The organism is Methylomonas sp. Uni0011 (assembly GCF_056850255.1).
The window spans coordinates 231,073-256,747 of record NZ_JBVVNO010000001.1 but is presented as its reverse complement, the minus strand read 5'-3'; the positions used below and the strand labels follow the sequence as shown (position 1 = coordinate 256,747).

At 58.6% G+C, this 25,675-nt stretch carries 25 protein-coding genes; 19 read left to right on the top strand and 6 right to left on the bottom strand.

The genetic code is table 11. The annotated features are described in order from the left end of the window. The first annotated feature begins 5 nt into the window (after positions 1 to 5). The 4 genes from AC0IM9_RS01110 to AC0IM9_RS01095 all read left to right on the top strand — a co-directional run bounded on the left by AC0IM9_RS01110 (position 6) and on the right by AC0IM9_RS01095 (position 3,774). The gene (locus AC0IM9_RS01110) at positions 6 to 1,064 is read left to right on the top strand and encodes a protein-glutamate methylesterase/protein-glutamine glutaminase (protein WP_140911586.1); all 1,059 of its coding nucleotides are present in this window, start codon (positions 6 to 8) and stop codon (positions 1,062 to 1,064) included. Between the two features lie 5 nt (positions 1,065 to 1,069). Then, positions 1,070 to 2,272, top strand: a complete 1,203-nt coding sequence (locus AC0IM9_RS01105) for a methyl-accepting chemotaxis protein (RefSeq protein WP_482802738.1) — start codon at positions 1,070 to 1,072, stop codon at positions 2,270 to 2,272. A 37-nt stretch (positions 2,273 to 2,309) separates the two neighbouring features. Beyond that, the gene (locus tag AC0IM9_RS01100; protein ID WP_140911584.1) at positions 2,310 to 2,609 is read left to right on the top strand and encodes an STAS domain-containing protein; all 300 of its coding nucleotides are present in this window, start codon (positions 2,310 to 2,312) and stop codon (positions 2,607 to 2,609) included. A 64-nt stretch (positions 2,610 to 2,673) separates the two neighbouring features. After that, positions 2,674 to 3,774: an AI-2E family transporter gene (locus AC0IM9_RS01095; protein ID WP_278212154.1), complete on the top strand. Its 1,101-nt coding sequence runs from the start codon at positions 2,674 to 2,676 to the stop codon at positions 3,772 to 3,774. 1 nt (position 3,775) lies between these two features. On the opposite strand, the gene AC0IM9_RS01090 is transcribed toward AC0IM9_RS01095, so the two are convergent. After that, entirely contained in the window at positions 3,776 to 5,188 is a 1,413-nt protein-coding gene (locus AC0IM9_RS01090; RefSeq protein WP_140911582.1) for a PhoH family protein, read from the bottom strand. A gap of 283 nt (positions 5,189 to 5,471) precedes the next feature. Here AC0IM9_RS01090 and AC0IM9_RS01085 point away from each other — a divergent pair, with 283 nt between their 5' ends. The 9 genes from AC0IM9_RS01085 to rluB all read left to right on the top strand — a co-directional run bounded on the left by AC0IM9_RS01085 (position 5,472) and on the right by rluB (position 13,493). Next, the gene (locus AC0IM9_RS01085) at positions 5,472 to 6,011 is read left to right on the top strand and encodes a hypothetical protein (protein WP_140911581.1); all 540 of its coding nucleotides are present in this window, start codon (positions 5,472 to 5,474) and stop codon (positions 6,009 to 6,011) included. A gap of 245 nt (positions 6,012 to 6,256) precedes the next feature. After that, positions 6,257 to 6,763 carry a tetratricopeptide repeat protein gene (locus tag AC0IM9_RS01080; protein ID WP_482802737.1) on the top strand — a complete coding sequence of 169 codons (507 nt, stop codon included), beginning with the start codon at positions 6,257 to 6,259 and terminating at the stop codon, positions 6,761 to 6,763. Between the two features lie 33 nt (positions 6,764 to 6,796). Further along, complete coding sequence (yoaA, locus tag AC0IM9_RS01075) at positions 6,797 to 8,704, top strand: DNA repair helicase YoaA (protein WP_140911579.1); 1,908 nt, start codon at positions 6,797 to 6,799, stop codon at positions 8,702 to 8,704. Between the two features lie 13 nt (positions 8,705 to 8,717). Beyond that, positions 8,718 to 9,407, top strand: a complete 690-nt coding sequence (gene tsaB, locus AC0IM9_RS01070) for a tRNA (adenosine(37)-N6)-threonylcarbamoyltransferase complex dimerization subunit type 1 TsaB (RefSeq protein WP_140911578.1) — start codon at positions 8,718 to 8,720, stop codon at positions 9,405 to 9,407. Positions 9,408 to 9,524: 117 nt separating this feature from the next. Further along, complete coding sequence (locus AC0IM9_RS01065; RefSeq protein ID WP_140911577.1) at positions 9,525 to 10,145, top strand: L-threonylcarbamoyladenylate synthase; 621 nt, start codon at positions 9,525 to 9,527, stop codon at positions 10,143 to 10,145. Between the two features lie 5 nt (positions 10,146 to 10,150). Continuing rightward, positions 10,151 to 10,804: a site-2 protease family protein gene (locus tag AC0IM9_RS01060; protein WP_445370436.1), complete on the top strand. Its 654-nt coding sequence runs from the start codon at positions 10,151 to 10,153 to the stop codon at positions 10,802 to 10,804. A 2-nt stretch (positions 10,805 to 10,806) separates the two neighbouring features. Then, on the top strand, positions 10,807 to 11,628 hold the full coding sequence (locus tag AC0IM9_RS01055; RefSeq protein ID WP_482802736.1) for a segregation and condensation protein A: 822 nt from the start codon (positions 10,807 to 10,809) through the stop codon (positions 11,626 to 11,628). A gap of 223 nt (positions 11,629 to 11,851) precedes the next feature. Continuing rightward, positions 11,852 to 12,745: an SMC-Scp complex subunit ScpB gene (scpB, locus tag AC0IM9_RS01050; protein ID WP_482802735.1), complete on the top strand. Its 894-nt coding sequence runs from the start codon at positions 11,852 to 11,854 to the stop codon at positions 12,743 to 12,745. Further along, positions 12,693 to 13,493, top strand: a complete 801-nt coding sequence (gene rluB, locus AC0IM9_RS01045) for a 23S rRNA pseudouridine(2605) synthase RluB (RefSeq protein WP_482802734.1) — start codon at positions 12,693 to 12,695, stop codon at positions 13,491 to 13,493. The genes scpB and rluB overlap by 53 nt, the downstream gene beginning before the upstream one ends. 148 nt (positions 13,494 to 13,641) lie before the next feature. On the opposite strand, the gene AC0IM9_RS01040 is transcribed toward rluB, so the two are convergent. From AC0IM9_RS01040 to AC0IM9_RS01025, 4 genes are all read right to left on the bottom strand, one after another. Next, entirely contained in the window at positions 13,642 to 14,484 is an 843-nt protein-coding gene (locus tag AC0IM9_RS01040) for a class I SAM-dependent methyltransferase (RefSeq protein ID WP_482802733.1), read from the bottom strand. A 161-nt stretch (positions 14,485 to 14,645) separates the two neighbouring features. Further along, positions 14,646 to 15,185, bottom strand: coding sequence for a hypothetical protein (locus tag AC0IM9_RS01035; RefSeq protein WP_278212147.1), 540 nt, complete (start codon positions 15,183 to 15,185; stop codon positions 14,646 to 14,648). 106 nt (positions 15,186 to 15,291) lie between these two features. After that, positions 15,292 to 16,131: an endonuclease/exonuclease/phosphatase family protein gene (locus tag AC0IM9_RS01030; protein WP_482802732.1), complete on the bottom strand. Its 840-nt coding sequence runs from the start codon at positions 16,129 to 16,131 to the stop codon at positions 15,292 to 15,294. Positions 16,132 to 16,153: 22 nt separating this feature from the next. Next, positions 16,154 to 16,366 carry a DUF6447 family protein gene (locus tag AC0IM9_RS01025; protein WP_140911573.1) on the bottom strand — a complete coding sequence of 71 codons (213 nt, stop codon included), beginning with the start codon at positions 16,364 to 16,366 and terminating at the stop codon, positions 16,154 to 16,156. Positions 16,367 to 16,556: 190 nt separating this feature from the next. Here AC0IM9_RS01025 and AC0IM9_RS01020 point away from each other — a divergent pair, with 190 nt between their 5' ends. Beyond that, entirely contained in the window at positions 16,557 to 17,936 is a 1,380-nt protein-coding gene (locus AC0IM9_RS01020; protein WP_445370443.1) for an ethanolamine ammonia-lyase subunit EutB, read from the top strand. After that, positions 17,936 to 18,721: an ethanolamine ammonia-lyase subunit EutC gene (gene eutC, locus AC0IM9_RS01015; RefSeq protein ID WP_445370444.1), complete on the top strand. Its 786-nt coding sequence runs from the start codon at positions 17,936 to 17,938 to the stop codon at positions 18,719 to 18,721. Before AC0IM9_RS01020 ends, eutC begins: the two co-directional genes overlap by 1 nt. Before the next feature lie 191 nt (positions 18,722 to 18,912). On the opposite strand, the gene AC0IM9_RS01010 is transcribed toward eutC, so the two are convergent. Continuing rightward, positions 18,913 to 19,116 (bottom strand): hypothetical protein, encoded by a 204-nt coding sequence (locus AC0IM9_RS01010; protein ID WP_445370445.1) that lies wholly within the window; start codon positions 19,114 to 19,116, stop codon positions 18,913 to 18,915. A 21-nt stretch (positions 19,117 to 19,137) separates the two neighbouring features. Between AC0IM9_RS01010 and AC0IM9_RS01005 the strand changes: the two genes are divergently transcribed. From AC0IM9_RS01005 to AC0IM9_RS00990, 4 genes are all read left to right on the top strand, one after another. After that, a complete protein-coding gene (locus AC0IM9_RS01005) occupies positions 19,138 to 19,791 on the top strand; it encodes a TetR/AcrR family transcriptional regulator (RefSeq protein WP_445370446.1) in 654 nt (217 codons plus the stop codon). Then, the gene (locus tag AC0IM9_RS01000; protein WP_482802731.1) at positions 19,788 to 21,254 is read left to right on the top strand and encodes an efflux transporter outer membrane subunit; all 1,467 of its coding nucleotides are present in this window, start codon (positions 19,788 to 19,790) and stop codon (positions 21,252 to 21,254) included. The genes AC0IM9_RS01005 and AC0IM9_RS01000 overlap by 4 nt, the downstream gene beginning before the upstream one ends. Further along, the gene (locus tag AC0IM9_RS00995; protein WP_445370448.1) at positions 21,251 to 22,372 is read left to right on the top strand and encodes an efflux RND transporter periplasmic adaptor subunit; all 1,122 of its coding nucleotides are present in this window, start codon (positions 21,251 to 21,253) and stop codon (positions 22,370 to 22,372) included. The genes AC0IM9_RS01000 and AC0IM9_RS00995 overlap by 4 nt, the downstream gene beginning before the upstream one ends. 140 nt (positions 22,373 to 22,512) lie before the next feature. After that, entirely contained in the window at positions 22,513 to 25,617 is a 3,105-nt protein-coding gene (locus AC0IM9_RS00990) for an efflux RND transporter permease subunit (RefSeq protein ID WP_482802730.1), read from the top strand. The last annotated feature ends 58 nt before the right edge of the window (positions 25,618 to 25,675 follow it).

The window sequence follows — 25,675 nt, the reverse complement described above, 5'->3', positions numbered from 1 at the left end:
CGAACATGGCAAAAATAAAGCTACTGATCGTCGACGACTCGGCCTTGATCCGGCAGATGCTGACGCAAATTTTTAACGAGGCCGGCGACATAGAGGTCGTGGGCACGGCCAGCGATCCGTTGATCGCTCGCGATAAAATCAAAGCGTTAAACCCCGATGTGCTGACGCTGGATGTGGAAATGCCGCGTATGGACGGTCTGACGTTTCTGAAGAATCTGATGCGTTTGCGGCCGATGCCGGTGGTGATGATTTCGACCTTGACCGAAAAAGGCGCCGAAGTCACCTTGGAGGCTTTGGCTTTGGGTGCCGTCGATTTTGTCGCCAAGCCCAAAGTTGACGTATCGCAAGGCTTACGGGCTTATGCCGACGAAATCGTTAGTAAAATCCGGGTGGCGGCACAGGCCAGGGTAAAGGCTTTGGAAACGCCTAATCCCCGCGTAATTCCCAGCCATACCGACGGCTTGGCAAACACCGTGATGAAAAAACATTTCAAGACTACGCACAAAATCGTCGCATTAGGCTCCTCCACCGGCGGAACCGAGGCGGTCAAACACTTGGTGAGGACTTTGCCGCGGACCGCCCCCGCGATCGTGATTGCCCAGCACCTCCCGCTAGCCTTTAGCGCTTCGTTCGCCAAGCACGTCAATGATGCTACCGACATGACAGTGGGCTTGGCCGAGGATGGGCAGCCGATAATGCCAGGGCATGTCTACATTGCCCCCGGCGATCGCCACTTGCTGGTTGCCCGCGACGGTGCCCGCTACATTTGCCGCTTGGACGACGGTCCGCCAGTGAATCGGCATAGACCGTCGGTTGAAGTTTTGTTTCGTTCGGTAGCGCAAAACGTGGGCGGTAACGCCATCGGCGTGATGTTGACCGGAATGGGGGCGGACGGCGCCAAAGCCATGCTGGAGATGCGCGAGGCCGGGGCGATCAATATCGTGCAGGACGAGGCTTCCAGCGTAGTCTGGGGTATGCCTGGGGAGGCCTTCAAACTGGGTGCCGCGCATCATGTGCTATCCTTGAACCGAATAGCGGAAAAACTTTTAGCCTTGGCGGAATAGATTATATGGTGCAGTTTTTTAAGGATAACGGTGTTTTGATTGGCTTGACCGCTGTGGTGTTAGTGCTGCCGTTATTGATTGCCGATACCCGGGTGTATTGGGCTGCAACCGGATTGCTCAGTCTGCTGTGGATGTTCCGCACGTTTCGTATACAGTCAGCCGGCATGCTCCGGCAAGCCGCTCAAGGCGAGCAAAATGAAACGGACATATCCAGGGCGGTTGACAGTTATCTGATTCACCTGAGCGATTGTATCGAACAGGAAAGCAGCACTTTTCGCAGTGAGCTTAACCAATTGAAGGCGATGTTGGCGGATGCGGTCAGCACCATGTCCAATAGCTTCAACAATTTACATGCCTTGACCAGCGGCCAGTCAACGGTGGTTTGCTCGCTGGTATCGGATTTGGAAGATAGTGTTGAGCGGGACAGTGCGCATATCAATTTCACCAGTTTTACCCACGAAACCGATAAAGTCTTGCAATTTTTTATCGACCACATCGTGCAAATCAGTAAGCAAAGCGTGGAAATGGTCGCCGTGATCAACGACGTCGGCGACCACATGGCCCATGTCGAAAAATTACTGGGCGATGTGCAGAAAATCGCCGACCAAACCAATCTGTTGGCGTTGAACGCGGCCATCGAAGCGGCGCGGGCAGGCGAGGCGGGGAGAGGGTTCGCCGTCGTGGCCGGCGAGGTCCGCAATTTATCGAAAAACTCTGATAAGTTCAGCGAAGAAATCAAGGCGGTTGTCAAAGCGTCCAAAGATAACATCCGCAATGCACGCGATATGATCGAAGTGATGGCGTCGAAGGACATGAACCTTGCGTTAAGTTCCAAAGCCAATATCGACAAGATGATGTTCGATATCAGCACGATCAATGCAAACGTCGCCCGAAACGTGGACGAGATTTCCCAACTGACCGGGAAGATAGAAGTCAGCGTGGGCAACGCCGTCAGAGGGCTGCAGTTCGAAGACATGGCCCGCCAATTGATCGAACAGATGCAGGCTAACCTGGACCATTTCGCCGCATTGAAAGACGAAGTTGCCATCGGTATGGCGACGTTCAAAGCGGGAAACCGCAAGGAGTGGCAGTTGGAATTGGGGCAGGGATCGGATCGTTTAAGGCAGATGAAACAACAATGGCAGGCCGGTAACTACCGCGTGGTATCGCAATCGTCTATGGACGAAGGCGATGTGGATTTGTTCTGAGTTTGCCGTTCGGGCAATTTTGCGATAAGGAGAAGCTATGGGTATTGAGGCAAGAGCCGATTCTGGCGTATTACACATTAAGGTCAGCGGAAAATTCGATTTCGGTTTGCATAACGAGTTTCGCGAAGCCACCAAACTGGCTGAGAGCGGCGTGAAACAGATTGATGTCGATTTGTCCGGCACTGACTACATGGACAGCTCAGCGCTGGGGATGTTGTTGGTGTTGCGCGATAAGGTCGGCGGCGACAAGTCGGCGATCCGGATAAAGAACGCTCGCGCCGAAGTAAAAAAAATACTGGAAATCGCCAATTTCGATAAACTATTCTCTTTGGTTTAACGCCTTTCCTTTTTCCCGTCCGGTAGTTGGGTGCCGGCTCTTGCCGGACCTTCGTCAGCGCTCCATGAACCAGTACAGCAATAATTCCAGTCACGGCATCGTGCGCCTTTTTTTACGGCGTTTCTTACCCAATTCGCAGGTGGCCGGGTTGGCGATAATACTGTTGGGCGGTTTCCTGCTGATATACAGTCTGTTGGGGCTGTTGATGCCGGTATTCGTTGCCGTGGTACTCGCGTATCTGCTGGAGGGCCTGGTCGTCAAATTGGAGTTGCGCGGCGTGGCGCGGCTACTCGCGGTGCATCTGGTGTTTTTTGCCTTTACGGCGGTGCTGGGTTTCGTGCTGTTCGTGTTGGTACCGATGGTATCGGAACAGACCGTACAATTGGTTCAGCACATCCCGGAAATCGTGTCCAGAACCCAAGCCGAGATCATGCGCTTTCCGGAGCGCCATCCGGAGTTGATTTCGGAAACCCGGATTCGGGAAATCATGTTCTCGATCCAACAGGATTTGCTCAAATACGGCCAGGACCTGATATCGGGCTCCGCCCAATCCTTCGTCGGCTTGGTGGCCGTAATCATTTACCTGTTTCTGGTGCCGTTAATGGTGTTTTTCTTTTTGAAAGACAAACAGGTGCTGCTGGGGTGGATGTTACAGTTCCTGCCCGCCGACACCAGCTTGAGCCTGCGAGTCTGGCAGGAAGTCGACAAACAGATCTCCAACTACGTGCGCGGCAAGTTTGTCGAAGTCTTCATCTTGTGGGCAATAAGTTATCTGGTGTTTTGGTGGCTGGGTTTGAATTACGCAATGTTGCTGGCAGTATTGATGGGATTGTCCGTGGTGATTCCCTACGTCGGCGCAACCTTGGTCACCTTTCCGGTGCTGGGCGTGGCTTATGTACAATGGGGAGTCGGCGGCGGCGACCAGTTCATGTACGTGTTCGTCGCCTATTCGGTGATCCAAGCCTTGGACGGCGTAATTTTGGTGCCGCTGCTGTTCTCGGAGGCGGTCAATTTGCATCCGGTGGCGATCATCGTTGCCATTTTGTTCTTCGGCGGCTTGTGGGGATTTTGGGGCGTATTTTTCGCAATCCCATTGGCCACGCTGGTTAAGGCTGTGTTAACGGCGTGGCCGCGCTGGGAAGCCAACGGCACGTTGGCGGGCTAGCTTACAAATTGTCCGAGGCAAAATCGGCCAAACGCGAGCGTTCGCCGCGGCGCAAGGTGATGTGAGCGCTATTGGGCCAGTTTTTGAAGCGGTCCACCACGTAGGTCAGACCGGAACTGGTCGCGGTCAGGTAGGGCGTATCGATCTGCGCCAGATTGCCGATGCAGATGATTTTGGTACCCGGTCCGGCCCGGGTGATCAGGGTTTTCAGTTGCTTCGGCGTCAGGTTTTGCGCTTCGTCGATAATTAGATAGCGGTTGAGGAAGGTGCGGCCGCGCATGAAATTCAGCGAGCGGATTTTTACCCGGTTCATCACGACGTTTTGCGACGCGCCTTGCTCCCATTCGGTATTGCCGGCCCGGCTGCCGAGCAGTTCCAGATTGTCCATCAGTGCGCCCATCCACGGCGCCATCTTTTCTTCCTCGCTACCCGGCAAAAAGCCGATGTCCTGACCGACCGGCATGGTTTCGCGGGTCATGATGATTTCCTGATACAGCTTCCGCTCCAACGTCAGCGACAGGCCGGCCGCCAACGCCAGCAGGGTTTTGCCGGTACCGGCCGAGCCGATCAGGGTTACGAAATCCACTTCCGGATCCATCAAGGCATTCAACGCAAAATTTTGCTCCCGGTTTTTGGCGAAAATGCCCCAGATATTATTGTGTTTAGTCCGGAAGTCCCGCGCCAATTGCAGCACCGCGGTCTCGCCGTCGCAGCTTTTTACGATCGCCTCGAAGCTGTCCTCGCCCTCCATGTAAAGGTACTGGTTCGGATACCACTCCCTGACCGCCGGCCCGTTGATCCGGTAGTAGGTGTTGTTGTTTTCCTGCCAGGATTCCATCTTGCCGCCGTTTTCGTCCCAGAAATCGGCATCCAGCGCCAGGCTGCCGCTGTAAAGCAGGTCGATGTCTTCGATGGTCTGGTCGTTGTGGTAATCCTCGGCGTTGATTTGCAGCGCGGCAGCTTTGATGCGCATATTGATGTCTTTCGACACCAAAATCACGTTGACGTCCGGATATTCCTTGCTCAAAGCCAGCACGATGCTGAGGATGGAGTTGTCGGCGATTTGGCCCGGCAGATCGGCCGGTAACAGATGCGACAATTGCCGGGTTTGAAAAAACAGGCGACCGTCGAATTCGCGCTCGCCGGCCAGCCCGTGCTCGATCCGGGACAGCGGCAGGCCGTCTTTGATCGATTGCTGGTCGGCGTCGCGGATCAACTCGTCCAGAAACCGGCTGACTTGGCGGACGTTACGCGATACGTCGGATAGGCCTTTCTTGGCGTGGTCCAGCTCTTCCAATACCACCATCGGGATGAATACGTTGTGCTCCTGAAACCGGAAGATTGACGTCGGATCGTGCATCAAGACGTTAGTGTCCAGGACGAACAATTTTTTACCGGCGGATTGTATATTCATGGGTTCCTTTTCAAGATCGGTTGCGGCGTTGGCAAGCATGGAGGCGTGCCACTGTTTGTCTTTCTACTCCATCCCGCGCGCCATCGTCAACCGGGCGGGATTTCGGCTTAAATTCCGCTAAAGCGGCGGCTGCCGGACGGAATCAAAAAAGCGGCTGGCAAGCGCGCTGAAATCGGCGAATTTTCTATACTTAAGCCGACGCCATGCCGAAGCGCATAGTCGGTTACAATACCCGCGCTGGCCGTCGATCTCGAATCGATACATTTACTTCCAGGATTGCTTTATGAATTATTCAGTATCAAACCAGCCCGACTTGGATTGGAGCCAAATCAGGGAGACGATCAAGCTGTTGACGGTCTCGGTGGCCCAAGTTGAGAGCAGCATTAAAGACGGCGACGAATCGGTTAACGCATTGGCCAGTACGTTTACCCATATGGTCGACGATATGCAGAAAATTCACGAGTTTCTAGCCTTGGTCGCCCCGAACGACTCGTCCGCTGCGGCTTTGGGCTATTGCGAGTCGATGCAGGACAAGATCAATCAGGCGATCGTGGCGTTTCAATTCTACGATCGCATGCAGCAATGCCTGCAGCACGTCTCGAACAACCTGAAGGGCTTGTCCGAGATCATCGAGACGCCGCACCGGCTATACAATCCGCTGGAGTGGCACAAATTTCAGGAAAGTATTCGCAGCCGCTACACGATGGAGTCGGAAAAAGTCATGTTCGACGCCATCCATCAAGGTAAGAGCATCGAAGAGGCGCTATTGTTGTTTGCTCAGGCAAGTGCACAGAGCCGTCCGGACGAGATCGAACTGTTTTAACTTTTTATCTGTTTGAATTGGCATCACTAATGAAAAATAAATGTTTGTTGGCCCTGGTCCCGTTTTTGCTTCTCGGAGCAGGTTGTAGCAGCGTAGCCGAACCACCGGTGTCAGGCAGCTCGCCGACGAAAAAGATTGCGAAAAAGCCGGCGGCAAAAGCGCCGGCAACAGCCGTCGCCCCAAAAAAACCGGCCGCAGGTCCCAACCCGACCGCAACTTATGCCATTGACAGCGGCCCCGGCAGCGTGAAAGTCGAGCCCAATTTGCCGGCCTTCCGCGCCGAACCGTTGATGCCGCCGGCCGACGTACCGCCGGCACAGCCCGGCGCGGCGGCTCCGGTAGTTCCGGTCAATCCGACTACGCCGCTGGCTACCGTGCCGGCGCCGAGATATGCGGTGGAAGACGCCGCGATTCCGAGCGGGACGCCACCTGCCGTGCTGGCGCTACTCAGCGAAGCCGACCGTAGCCGCAACAGCGGCGATCTGGATGCCGCTGTCGTCGTGATGGAACGCGCGCTGCGCATCGACGCTCGTAACCCGACCTTGACCTACAAACTGGCCCAATTGCGCCTGAAACAGAACAAGCCGCAACTGGCCGAGGAACTGGCCGGCAAGGCGGCTCTGCTCGCAGGAAGCAACCTGGATTTGAAACGTAAAAGCTGGATGTTGATTGCCGAAGCGCGCAACATGCAGCAAAACCCGCAAGGCGCCAAACAAGCCAAAGCTAAAGCCGAAAGCTTTTTCGGTCATTAAACCGGCTGAAGTTGCAGCGGAGTCAGTGTTAGCGTGAGTAAACTGGATGAAGTGTTCGCTAGCGATGGCGCTTTGGCCGGCATCATCGCCGGTTACTCGCCGCGCGCGGCCCAGATCGAGATGGCGGAAAAAATCGCCTACGCCATCGAATCGCAACAAAACTTGATCGCCGAGGCCGGCACCGGCACCGGCAAGACCTTCGCCTACTTGATTCCGGCCATCCTGTCCGGCAAACGCGTGATCGTGTCGACCGGCACCAAAAACCTGCAAGACCAGTTGTTCAATAAAGATCTGCCGCTGATACGCAAAGCGTTGGCGAAACGGCCTTTTAAAGCCGGTTTGTTGAAAGGGCGGGCCAATTATTTGTGCACCTACCGCTTGGAACAGGCGCTGAATTCCGCCTTCGGCTATAGCCGGGAAGAGGCGTCGGCGCTGGCGCAAATCAAGGCCTGGTCGAAACGGACCAAAACCGGAGACGTCTCGGAAGCGGCCGATGTCCACGACGGCGACCCGGTCTGGTTTCACGCCACGTCGACCACCGACAACTGTCTGGGTCAGAATTGCCCGGACTACGCCGATTGCTTCCTGACCAAAGCCCGCAAACAGGCGCAAGAGTCGGATATCGTCGTGGTCAACCATCATTTGCTGTGCGCGGACTGGTCGATTCGCGAGACCGGATTCGGCGAGTTGCTGCCCGATGCCGATGTCGTCGTCATCGACGAAGCGCATCAATTGGCCGACACCGCCTCCAATTTTCTGGGCGTGACCATCAGCGGCAAACAGCTGACCGATCTGGCCGACGATGCCCTGGCCGAATATTTTACCGATGCCAAGGACATGCCGGACCTGCGCACGGCTTGCGAGGATTTGCAGCACGAAGTCAAGGACATGCGTTTGGCCTTTGGCTTGGAGCTGAGGCGTGGCGACTGGCAGGAGATCGAAAGTAATCCGAAAATCGCCGGCGCCTTGGAGTCCCTGCAAAAGCAGTTGGCCCGTTTGACCGACCAATTGGAGCGGGCTTCGGTGCGCAGCAAAGGCCTGGAGTCCTGCTTCGACCGGGCCGAGGCGTTGGATGCGCAACTGGATACCTTGATTAGCGACAAGGACGGCCAATGGATCAAATGGTACGAAACCTACAGCAAGTCGTTCACGCTGAGCCGGACTCCGCTGGATATCGCCAAGGAATTCCGCGGTTTCATGGCTCGCCATAAGGCCACCTGGATATTTACCTCGGCAACGCTCAGCGTCGCCAACAATTTCGTGCATTTCTCCAAGAGCTTGGGTTTGAGCGGCGCGTTGAGCCAAAGCTGGGACAGCCCATTCGATTATCCGAATCAAGCTTTGTTTTACCACCCCAAGGGCCTGCCGCAACCGAACGATCCGGACTTTACCGACAAAATCGTCGATTTTGCGTTGCCGGTGTTGGAAGCCAGCCGGGGCAGGGCATTTTTTCTGTTCACCAGCCACCGGGCCTTGCAGCGCGCCGCGCAATTGCTGGAAGGCAAACTCGACCACCCCTTGCTGGTGCAAGGTACCAAGTCCAAAGGTGTGTTGCTGGATCAGTTCAAGGAACTCGGCAATGCGGTGCTGTTGGCCACCGCCAGCTTTTGGGAGGGCGTCGACGTGCGCGGCGATGCCTTGTCCTGCGTGATTATCGACAAGCTGCCGTTTGCATCGCCGGGCGATCCGGTATTGAAGGCGCGGATGAACGCAATGGAGAAGCAGGGGCGCAACCCGTTTTTCGAACACCAATTGCCCTCTGCCATCATCATGCTGCGCCAGGGCGTGGGCCGCTTGATCCGCGACGTCAACGACCGCGGCGTGTTGATGGTTTGCGATCCGCGCTTGTTGAAACGCTCCTACGGCCAGATGTTTCTGGATAGCGTGCCGGCCATGAAACGCAGCCGGGATATCGCCGACGTCCGCCAATTTTTTGCATAACGAAGGAAAGGCTTTGAAGTTACTAGCGGTAGAAACCTCGACCGACGCCTGTTCGGCGGCATTGTTCATCAACGGCGAAATCCGGGAAGAGTTTGCCATCGCGCCGCGCGAGCACACCAAGTTGATTCTGCCGATGATCGACCGTCTGATGGCCGAAGCGCAACTGCGGCCGCAACAGTTGGATGCCATCGCCGTCAGCCGTGGTCCCGGCTCGTTTACCGGCGTTCGCATCGCCGGCGGCGTGGTACAGGGTATCGCCTACGGTGCCGATTTGCCGGTGGCGCCGGTATCGACCCTGGCCGCGATTGCTCAAGATTTCTTCAATAAGCGCAGCGATCCCGAAATTGCATTTACCGCGATGGATGCGCGGATGGGCGAGATCTTTTGGGGCGTTTATCGGCGCAGCGACTTGGGCTTGGCCGAATTGCTCGGCGCCGAAGCGGTTACGCCCGCCGCGGATATTCAGGTCGGCGATGAAACCGGCTATGGCGTTGGCTCCGGCTGGACCGAGTACGCCGAGCTGCTGGCGCAGCGATTAGGTCAGCGGCTGTTGTCCGTCGAAGCCGAAGCAATATGGCCGCGCGCCGCCTGTATCGCCCAACTCGGCGCATTTCTGTGCGCCAACGGCGGTGCGGTGCCGGTGGAGCAGGCCATGCCGGTCTATTTGCGTGACAAGGTCGCGAAAAAGCAGTCGGAGAGGTAATAAATTAACGGATTCAGCAAGTTAAGTTGTGGCCGTTAGCCGGCAAGGCAAATGTCCGGCAAGGTTTTCCGCCGCTTGTGCGGTACAATGACCTTCTTTAAGCCGACTTTCTAGCCCATGGCGCAATATTTCGAAATCCACCCGAAGAATCCGCAGCCGCGGCTGATTCAACAAGCCCTGAATATTCTGCGCGACGGCGGCGTGATTGCCTATCCGACCGATACCTCATACGCGTTGGGCTGCCAGATCGGCGACAAGGCGGCGATGGATACCATCCGCGCGATTCGCCGGCTGGACGATAATCACAATTTCACATTGATTTGTACCGATTTATCGCAGGTATCGACCTTTACCAAAATGGGTAACGATGCCCATCGGCTGATCAAAAAACTGACGCCGGGGCCGTTCACGTTTTTGCTGGATGCGACGCGGGAAGTGCCGCGCCGGCTGCAACACCCGAAAAAGAAAACTATCGGCGTGCGGATACCGGATCACGTCATTGCCAGAACCTTGGTCGAGCAGTTGGGCGAGCCGTTGCTGACCACTACCCTGATCATGCCAGGCGAAACCGATGCGCTGGCCGATCCTTACGAAATCAGGCAGCGCCTGGAAAAAGAGCTGGCTCTGGTCATTGACGGCGGCGTGATCGAGCACCAATCGACCACGGTAATCGCCTGCGGCGATAAAACCATCGAAATAGTCAGGCAAGGTATCGGTATCGCGCCGATGTTGGAGTAAAAACGATGATGGACGAATTAACTCTGGTGCAGCGCATCGTGGTCTGGATCTTACCGGTGATTTTTGCGATTACCGTGCATGAAGTGGCTCACGGCTGGGTTGCCAAACTATTGGGCGACAATACCGCGGCGTCGCAAGGCCGGTTGACGGTGAATCCGCTCAAGCATATCGATATCTTGGGAACCCTGATTATTCCCGGCTTGTTGCTGCTGACTTTCACCGGGTTCGTATTCGGTTGGGCCAAGCCGGTGCCGGTCGATCCGCGTAACTTCAAGAAACCGTTGCAGGGTATGGCCTGGGTGGCCTTGGCCGGACCGGTGTCCAACCTGTTGATGGCCGCGGCCTGGGCGTTGATCGCCAGGCTGGGGGTGATGCTGGAAATCGAATTTATTTCAATGCCTTTTATCTACAGCGGCGTGGCCGGCATCAGCATCAACCTGGTATTGGCCTTGATCAATATGTTGCCGATCCCACCACTGGACGGCAGCCGGATATTGTCCGGTATGCTGCCGCATTACTGGGCTTGGCAATATAACCGCCTGGAACGTTTCGGCTTTGTGATTTTGCTGATTCTGTTGGCGACCGATGTCTTGAAATACGTCCTGGCCTACCCGTTGTATTACGCCCAGCAATTGTTTTTCAGTCTGGCGGGAATTTAGGTTTGAACGAAACCGCATTAGCCGTCGAGCCGGTTGCGGCGCCGTTGGCCCTGGTCCAAGGCCAGCCGTTCCAGGAACTGCCGGAAGACCTCTACATTCCGCCCGATGCGCTGGAAGTGTTTCTCGACGCCTTCGAGGGGCCGCTGGACTTGCTGCTGTATTTGATCCGCCGCCAGAATCTGGATATTCTCGACATTCCGATCGCGCAGATCACCCGGCAGTACATCGCCTATATCGAAATGATGGAAAACCTGCGCCTGGAACTGGCCGCCGAATATTTGGTGATGGCGGCCTTGCTGGCCGAAATCAAATCGCGGATGTTGTTGCCGCGTCAGCCGGAGAGCGAGGAAGAGGAAGAAGATCCCAGGGCGTTTTTGATCCGTAAATTGCAGGAATACGAGGCGATCAAGAAAGTCGCCGAAGAGATCGATCTGTTGCCCAGAAACGAGCGCGACACCTTCGAATTCGGCGTCGACACCTCGACTGTCAACGTTCGGCAGATTCTGCCGGACGTGGAACTCAAGGAATTATTGCTGGCCTTTCAGGACGTGTTGAAGCGCGCCGAACGGCTCAGCCACCACCACATAACCAAAGAGCCTCTATCAGTCCGTGAACGAATGGCAGCCATTTTGGAAAAACTTAACCGAGCAGATATCCTCCCTTTCCCAGCGTGTTTTACCCGATGTGAAGGAAAAAACGGGGTGGTTGTCGCGTTTCTTGCCATCCTTGAACTCTCCAAGGAACGAGTCATCGACATCTTTCAGCCCGAGCCCTACGCCGGCATCCACGTCCGTTTCCGCGCCAACACCGGCACAGGCGATTGAGCCGCCGCCAACCGCCAGCCTTGTCGACCATGTTAGCCCGCCAACCAAGCCTCGCGCCCCGCGCAAGCCGCGGATCAAACCCGAGCCGGTCAAAATTTTGGTTCCGGTCAAGCGTCGGGCAGTACGGTTTCCACCCGGCTGGAGCGGCGAATCTCGCGTCCAACCGGAGCCGCGCGAAGCGCCGGCACTCCTTGCCGAGCCTGCGGGCCGGCGTGCAGTACGTTTGCGGCCTAATTGGCAAAGCGATTGGCGTAAACCTGAAATCGAGCAAAAATCCGAGACTATTGCTATCCGCCGCCGCTCGACCCGCCTGCCGCCGCAATGGGCTGCCGTCATCCGCGCCAGCGAACACCAGGCTATCATCGTCGAACGCCATTTGCCGGCGCCGGAACGGGTTAAAGACTGCGACATGAACACCAAGCGCATCGTCGAAGCCATCTTGTTTGCCGCCAATCGGCCGATGACCATCCGTCAGATTCAGGAGGCCTTTCCGGAACTGGAACAGCCGGACACACTGACGATTCAGATGGCCCTGGAAGACATCGCCCGCGATTACGCCGACCGGCCGATCGGCCTCCGGCAACTGGCCAGCGGTTACCGGTTTCAGGTGCGTGAAGGCCTGTCGCCTTATGTGACCCGGCTATTCGAGGAAAAACCGGCCCGCTACTCGCGCGCATTGTTGGAAACTCTGGCCATTATCGCCTACCGCCAGCCGGTGACCCGTGGCGAAATCGAGGACATTCGCGGCGTCAGCGTCAGCAGTTCCATCATCCAGACTTTGCTGGAACGGGAGTGGATTCGGGTGATCGCCCATAAAGAGGTGCCGGGCCGGCCGGCCTTGTTCGGCACCACCAAACTATTTCTGGATTATTTCAATTTAACTTCGTTGAACGACTTACCGACCTTGCAAGAAATCGCCGATTTCGATTTCGGTAATCCGCCGCAACCGCAGACCGAGCAGGACCACAGTGAAAGATCGCAAACCGTCGAAACCGCAACAACCCTCAACCCGTCCGGAGCACCGGAAGCCGATGGAACCGAACCGCAAACCGAAGTCGGCGCCAATGCGCAAGCCGAAACCGGCGCCGACGGCGAAAAAGGCGTCACCCTCCACTGACAACGTAAGCACGGGCGGCGAACGGATTCAAAAATTGCTGGCCCGCGCCGGTTTGGGTTCGCGGCGCGAAATCGAGCGCTGGATCAGCGAAGGCAAGCTGTTGGTCAACGGCAACCCGGTGCAGTTGGGCTACCACCTGAAACCGGATGACCATTTGCAGATCAACGGCCGCATCGTCAAATGGGAGAAATACGCCGAACAGCCGACCCGGGTGTTGGTGTACCACAAACCGGTCGGCGAATTGGTGACGCGGCGCGATCCGGAAGGCCGGCCGGTGATATTTACCCAACTGCCGCGGCTGCAGGTCGGACGCTGGATCGCGGTCGGCCGATTGGATATCAACACCTCCGGCTTGATTCTGGTCACCAACAACGGCGAATTGGCCAACCGCTTGATGCATCCGTCGCGGGAAGTGGAGCGCGAGTACGCGGTGCGGATCCTGGGCGAAGTCGACGATGCCATGCTGGAGCGCTTGAAAACCGGGGTTGAGCTGGACGACGGCCCGGCCCATTTCGAAGACGTCAGTTTCTACGCCGGCGAGGGCGCCAACAAATGGTACTACGCCACGGTGAAACAGGGCCGCAACCGCTTGGTAAGGCGGCTATGGGAATCGCAAGGCGTCAAAGTCAGCCGCCTGATCCGGGTCCGCTACGGCGACGTCACGCTGCCGGAGCGGGTCAGGGCGCATTCGTTTTATGAATTGGAACCCAAGGAATTGCAGGGGTTGATGGAGTTTGTGGGGTTGTAGTCTGAGGAATTCCGCGTTTCCTGAGCTCGCGCGGGATAGTCTGTAACAGCTTCAGTTCCCGGATCGTTGATAAAGCTGTTCCATCCTTCGACTGCCCAAGTGCAAGAGTTTTACAGGGCCAACTGTTTTTAAGATCAACAGTAGCTGGCTACCGCTCAGCTTGATCGATTACCGGTTTGCGAAAGCGTAAAGTCATGCGGTCGCTTTCGCCGATGGCGGCGTATTTCGCCCGGTTTTTCGCGCCGAGGCTGAAGCTGGGCGGTAAATTCCAGACTCCGCTCTCATGGTCTTTGCTATCTGCCGGATTGGCGTTGATTTCGCTGGCGGCTTCCAGCTCAAATCCGGCCTGTTCGGCCCAGACAATCACTTGATTTTGCGTGGTGTAACCGGCGCTGCCGCCGTTGGCTGCATCCGGATTGGCCCGATGTTCGACGACGCCTAAAATGCCGCCGGGCTTCAATACGTCGAAACAGCCGCGAAACATCGCTTCTGCAGTACCGTTTTCCCGCCAATTATGCACGTTGCGAAAGGTCAGTACCCTGTCGGCCGAGCCGGGAGGGCCGAATCGGGGGTGGCCTTCGTCGAAGCGGCGGATTTCCGGTCTGCCGTAAATGCGGGGTAAACGCGCCAGTTTGATTTTCAGGGTTTTGAGTTGCCGATCGTAATAGTGCTGCGAACTTGGGTTAACGGCACTGTCCGGGTCGATCACTGCCGCGACGTAATGGCCGTTGTCCCTTAGCAAAGGGGCCAGAATTTCGGTGTACCAACCGCCGCCGGGGATGATTTCGATCACGGTTTGATCGGGATAGATTTCAAAAAAGCTTAAAGTTTGTGCCGGATGCCGCCAGATGTCGCGGGCGACGTTGGCCGGCTCGCGCCAGTGTCCGGCGATCGCGGCTTCCAGGGTAGAGCTTGCCGGCGCGGAAGTTTCGTTGGGCGGAGTACAGGCCGCCAAAGCGGTAAGGATGCATAAATGAATGCTTCTTGCCATCGGTTCCGGCCTTGTTTCCGGGAGGGGAGTCGGCTCGAGGCCTGGGCGTTCAATATAACGTGTTCGCGGCCATCGTCAACCCAGCCAAACCGGAGGGTAGGTGCCGATCTTTGTCATCTCGACCTTCCAGCCTAATCCGGGCGAATCGAGATACCTTGTGCTCAATTGATTTCGTTTAGCACGTCTTCCTCGGCGTAGAATCGGTTTTCGGTGATGACGTCGGCGGCGATGCGATTGTTGAGCAGGTTGTCGACGTCGTCCAGCACGCGGTCGACGATGTTCGGGATTTCGGCGCGTTCGGCCGATTTTTGCAACGCGTTACCCCATATGCCGACGTGCCGGGTCGTGATGCGGCGCACGCTATTGTCTTTGGCCCATTCCGCGGCGATGGCGATGCCCAATCGGCGCAGTTTGGCTTCTATTTCGCGTTTGACGCCGGGGTCTGTAATTTTGCCGGCCAAATCCCGGCTGATTTGGTTCCAGCCGGTCGGATACAGGTCCCAGCCCTGGTAAAAACGTTCGACCCAGGCCAGGTATTGGTCCAGGCTTTGCAGCTCGGCATTGCGGCGGTCTTGCAAGTAAAACGCGGCAAACCCGGCTTGCGCCGGCAAGCTGGCCGGCCATGCCGCGTGCCGGTCGGCGCTGGTCGCACAGCCACCCAGCCAGCCCATCGCCAACAAAATCAGAATACGGATTGTCATGGCACGTGTCCGGAGCCGAGAATAAAACCTCGATTTTAGGGCGCGGCCGTGACAGGACGGTTAAGGTCCGGTTACGGTTATTTGACGCAAGCCAAACGCCTCCGGCTCAAAACAATTCGAAGCGGGCCAGGTAACCGAAGTGGTCGGATACGGCCGGATAAAACTCGTCGTTGAAAATCGGCGTCATTTCGCGGACCCGCAACGGCTGGCCCTTACGTTTGAAGATGTAATCGATGCGCCGCGGCGGACTGTGGCGCCAGCCGTCGATCTGGCATCGGAAAGTCGGTTCGTAAAACCGCTGCGGGTGCAGTTCGTGGTATTGGTCGACGTATTCGCTGTTGCCGACGATTTGATGGTAGGCCTGCTCGCCGGCTGGAGCATTGAAATCGCCGACCATCAAATCGCCGCGGACGCCGAAATGGTAACGCGACCCGATCAGCCATTTCAGCCGTTCGTATTCCTGATGGAAGCCGTGGTGGGCCCAGCTCAAATGCACGTTGGCCAAGTGCAGCAGGCCGAAGTGGGGGATGTCGATGCAGCTCAGCGTGACATTGCGCGACATGTAATTGTCTTTGCCGGAATCGTGCGAGACGTAGGCGGAATAGTTGTGCCGCAGCGGATGGCGGCTGAGGATCGCGGTGCCTTCCCGCCAACGCTGAAAACCGATATGGCTCCAATCCTGGTGGATGTGGAACCAATGCCCCCATTCCCGCAAGCGCCGGCAAATCCGGAATGCCATGTTCGACGGCGCCTCACCATAAGGCTGAGTAATAGGATCGTACCGGTATTCGCCGACTTCCTGAAAGCAGATCGCGTCTATGCCTTGTTGGGCAACGGCTTCGGCGATGATGTGCACCTCGCGTTCGTGCAGGTGCATGGTTTCGAAGCAGTTGTGGCGGGAGTGTTGCTGGTAGGTATGCAGATTCAGCGTCAGTAGCGAAAACACCGGCGCTCCAGCCGAAAACGGTTTAACCCAATTTGGCGAATTCGGTTTGCAGCGTGGTCAGAAAGGTTTCCCGCGCGACCTGGGCTATGCCCAATTGTTGTTGCAGCCGCTGAATCTCGGCGTCGACGATTTGCAGATTGGCCAGTTGCGCTTTGGCAAGCTCGCTAAGGCTGTCGATCGGGTGGGTTTTGTCGCCTATGGTCAGGGTTGGAGAAGTGGTGTTGGTGTCAGTCATCGAATAAATCCGGAAGTGGTCAAGTAAGCCGGCCCGACTGCCGGGCCGAATCTTATTTCAGTTTAATCGGGAAATATTACAAATTTGTTAGCGTTGGCAGCATGCCGGAAATGGCCGCTGTCATAAATCGGTCATCTGGCCGACGTATCCTCGATCGGTATCTTCAACTTCCGGCCGCGGCCGCTCGACCATGCAATACTCGGCAACCGTACACGGCAGAAGCGTCCGTTTCGCCGATCTGCGTACCTTGATGGCCAAGGCCTCGCCCAGACGGGCGGCCGACGAATTGGCCGGATTGGCGGCAGAATCGGAATTCGAGCGTGCCGTCGCCCAGCAAATTCTGGCCGATGTGCCGTTGCGCGAATTTCTGGAGCAACCCTTGATTCCGCCGGAACGCGACGAGGTCAGCCGATTGATTCTGGAACGTCACGATCCGGCGGCCTTTGCACCGGTGGCGGCGTTGTCGGTCGGCGAATTCCGCGACTGGCTGTTGGCCGATACCGGCGACCTGACGGCTTTGGCCGCCGGCTTGACGCCGGAAATGGTGGCGGCGGTCAGCAAGATCATGCGCAATCAGGATTTGATCGCGGTAGCGCGCCGCCTTCGCGTGGTCAGCCGGTTTCGCAACACGCTGGGTTTGGCCGGGCGCCTATCGACCCGCTTGCAACCCAACCACCAGACCGACGACCCGCGCGGCATCGCCGCCAGCATCATCGACGGTTTGCTGTACGGCAGCGGCGACGCGGTGATCGGCATCAATCCGGCCACCGACAATCTGCACAACGTGCGCACCTTACTGGAATTGCTCGACGACGCAATCGGCCGTTACCAAATTCCGACCCAGTCCTGCGTACTGTGCCACGTGACGACGGCAATGGAGTTGATGCAACGCGGTGCAGCCGTCGACCTGGTGTTCCAATCCATCGCCGGCACCGAAGCGGCCAACCGTAGTTTCGGTATCGATCTGGCGCTGTTGGGTGAGGCCAAAGCGATGGCCGAAGCGCTGAACCGGGGCGATGTCGGCAATCAGGTGATGTATTTCGAAACCGGCCAAGGCAGCGCGTTGTCCGCTAACGCCCATCACGGTGTCGACGCCCAAACCTGCGAGGCGCGGGCTTATGCCGTGGCGCGCGAGTTCGCGCCGTTGCTGGTCAATACCGTGGTCGGCTTCATCGGCCCGGAATATCTGTACGACGGCAAACAAATTATCCGCGCCGGCTTGGAAGACCACTTCTGCGGCAAATTGCTCGGCCTGCCGATGGGCTGCGACGTGTGCTACACCAACCACGCCGAAGCCGACCAGAACGATATGGACAACTTATTGACCCTGCTCGGCGTCGCTGGCTGCAATTTCATCATGGGCATACCCGGCGCCGACGACGTGATGCTGGCTTACCAGAGCACCTCGTTTCACGATGCCTTATATCTGCGCCAAGTGCTGGGCTTGCGGCCGGCGCCGGAATTCGAAGCCTGGCTGGAGCGGATGGGCATTTTCGACGGCGAGAACCGTCTGTCGGACTTGCGTGCCAAAGCCCCGTTGTTGAGCCGGTTCGCGGCCTTGCTCGAATAATGTCCGCGCCCGACCCCTGGTTCGAACTCCGGCGTTACACTCAGGCCCGCATCGGCCAGGGCCGGGCCGGCTGCGCCACGCCGACTGCGGCGCAGCTTGAATTCCAACTGGCCCACGCGCTGGCGCGGGACGCAGTGCATCAGCCCTGGCAAGTCGGCGATTTTGCCGAGGCGCTGGCGGCAAACGGTTGGCAAACCTTGCGCTTGGCAACGCCGATCCACAGTCGGCAGCATTATCTGCAGCGGCCCGATCTCGGCCGCGTCCTGGATCAAACTAGCCGCGACCGTTTGCAAAAACTGGACTTGCCGGCCGCCGATGTGGCGCTGGTCGTAACCAACGGCTTGTCCTCAGCCGCCGTCGAACAGCACGGCCTAGCGCTATTGGCGGCGATAGTCGCAGCTTACGCCAAGTGTTCGCTGAGCCTGGGTCCGATTTGCCTGGTGCCGGACGCGCGGGTCGCGGTCGCCGACGAAATCGGCGCTTTGCTGGGGGCGAAACTGGCGGTGATTCTCGTCGGCGAACGGCCCGGCCTGAGTGCGGCGGACAGTCTGGGCATTTACTTGACCTACGCCCCGCAACCGGGTCGCACCGACGCCGAACGCAATTGTCTTTCCAATATTCGCCCACCCGCAGGCATGAGCTACACCGCGGCGGCGGCCAAATTGGCGTATCTGAGCTGCCAAGCCTTACAGCGGCAACTGTCCGGCGTGGCGTTGAAAGACGATACTGACGATATCGCTATTGCGGCCGCTCCGGGTCGCGCCAACCTCAAGCCCTTGAGTTAATTTTCAGTCCGGTTGTAGATATCCGGCCTTACTGTTTTACCGATCAAGGTCCATCGCACCGGGCCTGCGCTGACCACCAGATGGCAAATCAGAGTCGGCAAATCGTTTGGCGTAGGGGCGTTTTGCTCCGGATTTGTGCCACCTGAGCCGTTCGAGTTTTTCAGGTAAAAAATCGCCCGTGTTTTTGCTGCTCAGAAATCAGCGCTTGCTTCTCCAATAGGCCTTCCTGCGCATGAGCTTCGCACCTTCCTCCCTCCGCAATGCTTTCCGGATTCATCGCTAAAGCCGATTAGCCACCGTTCCATTGCATAAGGTTCGGAAACAGCGATAAATATTTCGATGCGGTGCTTGCCAAATAGAGTTTGTTCGGAAATAATAAAAACGAAACGTTTCATTTTTATTTACCGGAGCAGACGATGGCAGCGGAAACGACGAACAAACCTAAAGTGGGTAGGCCGAAAGCCGGTACCGAAGCCGAGCGCAACGATCATTTGCTGGATCAGGCACTGGTGTTGTTCATGCGCGAGGGCTATGCCGCCGCCAGCATCGCCAAAATCGCGGTGGCGGCCGGGGTTTCGACACGGACCATTTACGAACGCTATAAAAACAAGGCGGAATTAATGCTGGCGTCGGTGGATAGGCTGGTCGAAACCGACATTTCCGAAATGCAAGGTATCGAAAATTTGGAGCATCTGTCGTGCCGCGACGGCCTGATCGCGCTCGGCGAAAAGCTGCTGGGCAAAGTCATGCAGCCCGATATGATCTCGTTTTACCGGATGGGCGTCGCCGAAGCCTGCCGGTTTCCGGAACTGAGCGATTTGATCAAGAACACCGGTCCCAAGCGCATTCAAGAGATGATCGCCGCTTACCTGCACCGGCACGCCGCGGAAACCGCACTGTCGGTAGCGGAGTTCGAGCCGGCGGCGGCCCTGTTTTTGGAAATGTTGATTGCCGAGCCGCGAAACAAAGCCTTGTTCGGCATTCTGGAAACAGATTGGGATGCTCGCGCCCACGTCGAATTCGTAGTGCAGGTGTTTTTATACGGTATCGCCGGCCGGAGGCCGTCATGAAGGCCGCGATCATGACCATACTGGCCGGCGGCGCGCTGGCCGGCTGCAGCGTGTTTCCCGATTACGTTCGACCGGCCGTCGACACGCCGGCGCAATGGCAAGTTCGACGCACCGAGGCCGACGGCGCGGCGGAACGGCTGGACTGGTGGCGCCAGTTCAACGATCCGGTGTTGACCCGCTTGCTACAGGCCGCCGAACAGGATAATCCGACGCTGGATCAAGCCGTAGCGAGCATCGCTTCGGCGCGAGCCAGTCTGGCCGGGGCGGAGGCGGGCGGCATGCCCGGCCTGACGGCAAATGGCGCGTTCAGTCGTTCCAAGGGCGGCACGTCCAACGGTATCAACGGCCAAGCCAGCGGTGCTATCGGCACTGGGTTCAACAGCGGGATTACCCAACTTCTGTCCGGCAGTCTGGATGCCAGTTGGGAACTGGATTTGTTCGGCAAATTCGCCTTCGGTCGCCAAGCCGAGCAGGCCCGGCTGGATGCGGCTGAATTGGCATTGCACAACGCTAAAGTGAGTTTGGCGGCGGAAGTGGCGAGCGATTACGTCAGTTACCGGGCCTGCCAACTGACCGCGGCGGCCTATCAAAACGCAATTGACTCAAAGCAGGATACTGCCCGCCTGACCGGCACTCTGGCTCATGCAGGCTTTTCGTCACCGGCCGACGCGGTCTTGGCCGAGGCCAGCCTGCACGCCAGCGAATCCAGTCTGATCGCCCAACGCGTCGAGTGCGACAACACGGTTAAAGCCTTGGTGGCGTTGACCGGCCTGGCCGAGACCGAGTTGCGCGCTTGGTTGGGCAGTGGCAGCGGCCTACCGGTCCCGACTCAATTCCGGGTGGATAGCGTGCCGGCCGATCTGTTGACGCAACGTCCTGATCTGGCAGCCGACGAGCGCAAGCTGGCGGCGGCCAGCGCCGACATCGGCAACGCGGTCGCCAAGCGCTATCCCAGCGTCAGCCTGACCGGTTCGATCGGCAAGCGCAAAACCGAAACCACCGGCTTGACCCTGAGCAGCAACACCTGGTCGATCGGCCCGACCGTGACCTTGCCGATCTTCGACGGCGGCGAATTACGCTCCAAGGTCGATAGCGCCGAAGCCGCCTATGCCGGCGCGCTGGCCACGTACCGGAGCGACATTCGCGACGCGGTCAAGGAGGTCGAGCAAGCCTTGGTCAATCTGAGCGGCGCCGAGCAACGCGAAAGCGTCGAAGCCCGTAGCGCCGAACAATATCGTCGGTATTTTCAAGCGTCCGAGCAGAACTGGCGGGCCGGCGGCTTGAGTCTGCTGTCGTTGGAAGATGCGCGCGGGCAGATGATCGCGCAGGAAATCAGCCTTATCACTCAACAACAAAATCGCGTGCAGTACTGGATCGCACTTTACAAGGCTCTGGGTGGCGGATGGCGCGCCCAGGATACGCAAATGAGCGTCGGCGACGCCCGGCACGAGGAACAATTATGAAGATACGGCAAACGCTACACCTTAAAACCTGGTTTGTCGGCCTGACGCTGGCCGGCCTGAGCATCGCCGTGCTGGCATTCGCCGTCAAACCGGCGCCGGCTGAGGTTGCCGCCAAAACCAAGGCGGTGCTGGCAGTGGAAACGCTGACGCCGAGCCGGCAAGACTGGCCGACCACGATCAAGGTCAACGGCGCGGTAGCGGCTTGGCAGGAAGCCAAAATCGGCGCCGAAATCGGCAGTTTGCGCATCAAACAAGTCTTGGTCGATGTTGGCGACCGGGTCAAGCGCGGCCAGGATTTGGCGGTGTTGGCCGACGACACCGTCGTTGCCGAACTGCACAAGCAACAAGCCAGTGTCGATAAAAGCCGGGCGAATTTGGCCAAGGCCCGCGCCGACGCCGCCCGCGCCCGCGAAATTCAAGACAGCGGCGCGCTATCGTCGCAGAAAATCGACGAATACGTGATCGCCGAACAAACCGCCCGCGCCGATCTGGCCTTGGCGGAAGCCGAGTTGGAAAACCAGCGCATTCGCTTGCGCCAGACCCACATCGTTGCCTCGGATGATGGCGTGATTTCGGCGCGTAGCGCCGGCCTGGGCGATGTGGTGACGGCGGGCACCGAGTTGTTCCGGCTGGTGCGGCAGGGACGGGTTGAGTGGCGGGCCGAGGTCAACGCCCAGCAGCTCGCCCAAATTCGGCCCGGCCAAACCGTTGAATTGAGCTTGGCGGACGGCGGCCGGGTGAGCGGCACTGTGCGGATGACCGCGCCAACCGTGGACGACGCTACCCGCAACGCGCTGGTTTACGTCGATATTCCCAATGCCGCCGCCAAACCGGGCATGTATTTGCAAGGCAGCATCGCCGTCGGCGAACAGGCTGCCTTGGTCGTGCCGCAGACCGCGCTGGTGTTGCGGGATGGCCGCGATTATTTGTTCGAAGTCGCCGAATCCTCGGTCGCCACCGGGACTCAAACGGTGATACAGCGCAACGTGGTGACCGGCCGCCGGGTCGGCGACTGGGTGGAAATCCGCGAGGGCATTGCCGGCGATGCCCATTTGGTTGCCGGCGGCGGCGCATTTTTAAAGGACGGCGACATCGTCAACGTTACGCCCAAGATCTAAACCGGGTCTAAGCCATCCGTCGGTTAAAGCGCCGGCGGGCACCTGCCAACGGCAGCTTTTTCAACCACGATGCCGAACGCATCACCATTTATCAGCGCCCAAGCGCCGGGTCGAGCGGTTTCGGGCGCGGGAGTAAAATCATGAATTTTTCCGCATGGGCCATCCGTACGCCGGTGCCCAGTATATTGTTGTTCGTGGTGTTATCGATTTTGGGCGGCATGGGTCTCAAGCAATTAGGCAAACAAAACTTTCCGGACATCGAAGTGCCGACCATCACCGTCGCCGCTACTCTGGAAGGCGCGGCGCCGGCGCAATTGGAAACCGAAGTGGCGCGCAAGATCGAAGACAAGATCGCCGCGATCGGCGGCGTCGAGCACGTGCGCACCACGATCACCGACGGTTCGGTTTCGATCAAGGTCGAGTTCAACATCGATAAAAATTCCGAGGAGGCGCTGAATCAGGTGCGCAACGCGGTGGACGGTGCCCGCTCGGAATTGCCGTCGGCGATGGCGGCGCCCATCGTCTCTAAGACCACGACCGCCGGCGGCGCGATTTTGACCTACGTGGTCAGCGCCGAAAACATGGACGAAGCGGCCTTGTCGTGGTTCGTCGATAACGACATCAGCAAGCGCTTGTTGGCGGTGACCGGCGTCGGCAAGGTCACCCGCACCGGCGGCGTCGATCGCGAGGTGCACGTTGACCTGGACCCGGTGCGGATGGCGGGCTTGGGCGCGCTGGTCAGCGAGGTGGCGACGCAACTGAAAAAAGTACAGCAGGACGCGTCCGGCGGCCGCGGCGACATCGGCGGCGGCGTGCAAGCGGTGCGCACCCTGGGCAGGGTGGCGACGGCCGGCGAGCTGCGCAACCTGGACATTCCGCTGGCCAACGGCAGCCACATCAAACTGGACCAAATCGCCGACATCAGCGACACCATCGCCGAGCGTTCCACCTACGCGACCTTGGACGGCCGGCCGGTGATCGGCTTCGACATCGTCCGCAACAAAGGCACCAGCGAAGTCACCGTGGCCGAAGCGGTGCGCGCGGCGCTGGCCGAGTTTGCCGCCGCGCATCCGCAAGTGCAAATCCGCGAGGCCTTCGACACCGTGCAGCCGGTCGAAGACAACTTTACCGGCTCTATGCATTTGCTCTACGAAGGCGCCTTCCTGGCTGTCATTGTGGTCTGGTGGTTTTTGCGGGATTGGCGGGCGACTCTGGTCGCGGCGGTCGCCTTGCCCTTGTCGATTTTGCCGACCTTCGCGGCGATGTGGTATTTCGGCTTCAGCCTGAACATTCTGTCGCTGTTGGCCCTGGCCTTGGTGGTGGGGATTTTGGTGGACGACGCCATCGTCGAAATCGAAAACATCGTCCGCCACTTGCGGATGGGCAAGACGCCGTTGCAAGCGGCGATGGACGCCGCCGACGAAATCGGCTTCGCGGTGATCGCCACCACGTTTACCTTGGTCGCGGTGTTCTTGCCGACCGCGTTCATGGGCGGCGTAGCGGGCAAATTCTTTCGCCAATTCGGCGTGACCGCCGCCGCCGCGGTACTGGCGTCGTTGTTGGTGGCGCGCTTGCTGACGCCGATGATGGCGGCCTATTTACTGAAGCCGCATCCGGAACGCGATAGCGGCGACAGCGCGGTGATGCGCATTTATCTGCGGGCGGTCGAGTGGTGTCTGAGCCATCGAATCACGGTCGGCGTCGGCGTGGTGGTGTTCGTGGTGGGTTCCTTGAGCTTGATGCCCTTGTTGCCCAAGGGGTTCGTGCCGGCGGCGGATAACAGTCAAACCAAGGTTGCGTTGGAATTGCCGCCGGGCAGTTCGCTGGCGCAAACCCGGCGCATCGCCGTCGAGGCCGAACGCCGCTTGCGCGAATTGCCCGACGTCACCCAGGTGTTCACCGCGGCCGGCGTCTCCAGTAGCGGTGGCGGCGGCGCGGATGCCGCGACCACCAACTACGAAGTGCGCAAGGCCACCTTGACCTTGAGTCTGCGCGACCGCGCCGAGCGCCCGTATAAACAAGCGGCGGTCGAGGCGGCGATTCGCGAGAAATTGGCCGATCTGCCCGGCGTGCGGGTGGCCGTCGGTGCCGGCGGCAGCGGCGAGAAATTGCAATTGACGCTGGCCAGCGACGATCCGCAAGCCTTGCGCCGGGCCGCCGATGCGGTCGAGCTTGAGTTGCGCCAACTGCGCGGTCTCGGGAACATTACCTCCAGCGCCAGCCTGCAACGCCCGGAGATTCAAATCACTCCGGATTTCGGCAAGGCCGCCGAATTGGGCGTCACGGTCGAGGCCTTGGCCGACGTGGTGAGGGTCGCCAGTTACGGCGATTACTCGAACGTGATGGCCAAGCTGAATCTGCCGCAACGGCAAATTCCGATTCGGGTGCGGCTGGCCGAATCCGTCCGCCGGAGTCTGGACGAAATCGGCCAACTGCGGGTGGCCGGACGCGGCGGCAGCGTCAGTTTGGCCACCCTGGCCGATATTCGCCTGGCCGGCGGCTTGCAGCAAATCGACCGGCTGGACCGGATGCGCAATACCACCTTCGACATCGAGTTGGGCGAGCGGGCGGTCGGCGACGTGTTGGCCGAGGCCATGCAATTGCCGACGCTGCAAAATCTGCCGGCCGGCGTGCGCACGATAGAATCGGGCGATGCGCAACGGATGAACGAGTTGTTCGGCAGTTTCGGCGGGGCGATGGCCATTGGCGTGTTGTGCATTTACGTGGTGCTGGTATTGTTGTTCGGCGACTTCAGCCAGCCGGTGACCATTCTCGGCGCGCTGCCCTTATCCCTGGGCGGGGCTTTTCTGGCCTTGCTGATGACCGGCGGCAGCTTCGCGATGCCGAGTGTGATCGGGCTGTTGATGCTGATGGGCGTCGTCACCAAAAACTCGATCCTGCTGGTCGAATACGCGATGATTGCCCGCCGGGAGCACGGCCTGAGCCGGCTGGACGCGGTGATCGACAGTTGCCGCAAGCGGGTGCAACCGATCCTGATGACGACGATCGCGATGGGCGCCGGCATGCTGCCGATCGCGCTCGGCCTGGGCGCGGACCCGAGTTTCCGGGCACCGATGGCGATTACCGTGATCGGCGGCTTGCTGACATCGACCGCGTTGAGTCTGGTGGTGATTCCGGTAGCCTACACCGCGATCGACGACCTGTTGAGTTTCGCCCGCCGTCTTTTTGCTTCGGTTCGACCCGGAAACGATGGTCGCGATGCAAGATACGGATTGGCCGAATAACCGGTTTAACGAGTTGGAGACCAAACTTGAGTAGGCGCTGAGGGGAGAGCAATCATGC

Excerpts from the sequence above, each read along its gene's own strand:
- AC0IM9_RS01025 (WP_140911573.1), bottom strand. The coding sequence starts at position 16,366 with ATGACTGACACCAACACCACTTCTCCAACCCTGACCATAGGCGACAAA.
- AC0IM9_RS01110 (WP_140911586.1), top strand. The coding sequence starts at position 6 with ATGGCAAAAATAAAGCTACTGATCGTCGACGACTCGGCCTTGATCCGG.
- AC0IM9_RS01000 (WP_482802731.1), top strand. The coding sequence starts at position 19,788 with ATGAAGGCCGCGATCATGACCATACTGGCCGGCGGCGCGCTGGCCGGC.
- AC0IM9_RS01020 (WP_445370443.1), top strand. The coding sequence starts at position 16,557 with ATGCAATACTCGGCAACCGTACACGGCAGAAGCGTCCGTTTCGCCGAT.
- eutC (WP_445370444.1), top strand. The coding sequence starts at position 17,936 with ATGTCCGCGCCCGACCCCTGGTTCGAACTCCGGCGTTACACTCAGGCC.
- rluB (WP_482802734.1), top strand. The coding sequence starts at position 12,693 with ATGCGCAAGCCGAAACCGGCGCCGACGGCGAAAAAGGCGTCACCCTCC.
- AC0IM9_RS01040 (WP_482802733.1), bottom strand. The coding sequence starts at position 14,484 with ATGGCAAGAAGCATTCATTTATGCATCCTTACCGCTTTGGCGGCCTGT.
- AC0IM9_RS01085 (WP_140911581.1), top strand. The coding sequence starts at position 5,472 with ATGAATTATTCAGTATCAAACCAGCCCGACTTGGATTGGAGCCAAATC.
- AC0IM9_RS01065 (WP_140911577.1), top strand. The coding sequence starts at position 9,525 with ATGGCGCAATATTTCGAAATCCACCCGAAGAATCCGCAGCCGCGGCTG.
- AC0IM9_RS01060 (WP_445370436.1), top strand. The coding sequence starts at position 10,151 with ATGATGGACGAATTAACTCTGGTGCAGCGCATCGTGGTCTGGATCTTA.
- AC0IM9_RS01005 (WP_445370446.1), top strand. The coding sequence starts at position 19,138 with ATGGCAGCGGAAACGACGAACAAACCTAAAGTGGGTAGGCCGAAAGCC.
- AC0IM9_RS01035 (WP_278212147.1), bottom strand. The coding sequence starts at position 15,185 with ATGACAATCCGTATTCTGATTTTGTTGGCGATGGGCTGGCTGGGTGGC.
- AC0IM9_RS00995 (WP_445370448.1), top strand. The coding sequence starts at position 21,251 with ATGAAGATACGGCAAACGCTACACCTTAAAACCTGGTTTGTCGGCCTG.
- AC0IM9_RS01090 (WP_140911582.1), bottom strand. The coding sequence starts at position 5,188 with ATGAATATACAATCCGCCGGTAAAAAATTGTTCGTCCTGGACACTAAC.
- AC0IM9_RS00990 (WP_482802730.1), top strand. The coding sequence starts at position 22,513 with ATGAATTTTTCCGCATGGGCCATCCGTACGCCGGTGCCCAGTATATTG.
- AC0IM9_RS01105 (WP_482802738.1), top strand. The coding sequence starts at position 1,070 with ATGGTGCAGTTTTTTAAGGATAACGGTGTTTTGATTGGCTTGACCGCT.
- AC0IM9_RS01095 (WP_278212154.1), top strand. The coding sequence starts at position 2,674 with ATGAACCAGTACAGCAATAATTCCAGTCACGGCATCGTGCGCCTTTTT.
- AC0IM9_RS01010 (WP_445370445.1), bottom strand. The coding sequence starts at position 19,116 with ATGAAACGTTTCGTTTTTATTATTTCCGAACAAACTCTATTTGGCAAG.
- AC0IM9_RS01100 (WP_140911584.1), top strand. The coding sequence starts at position 2,310 with ATGGGTATTGAGGCAAGAGCCGATTCTGGCGTATTACACATTAAGGTC.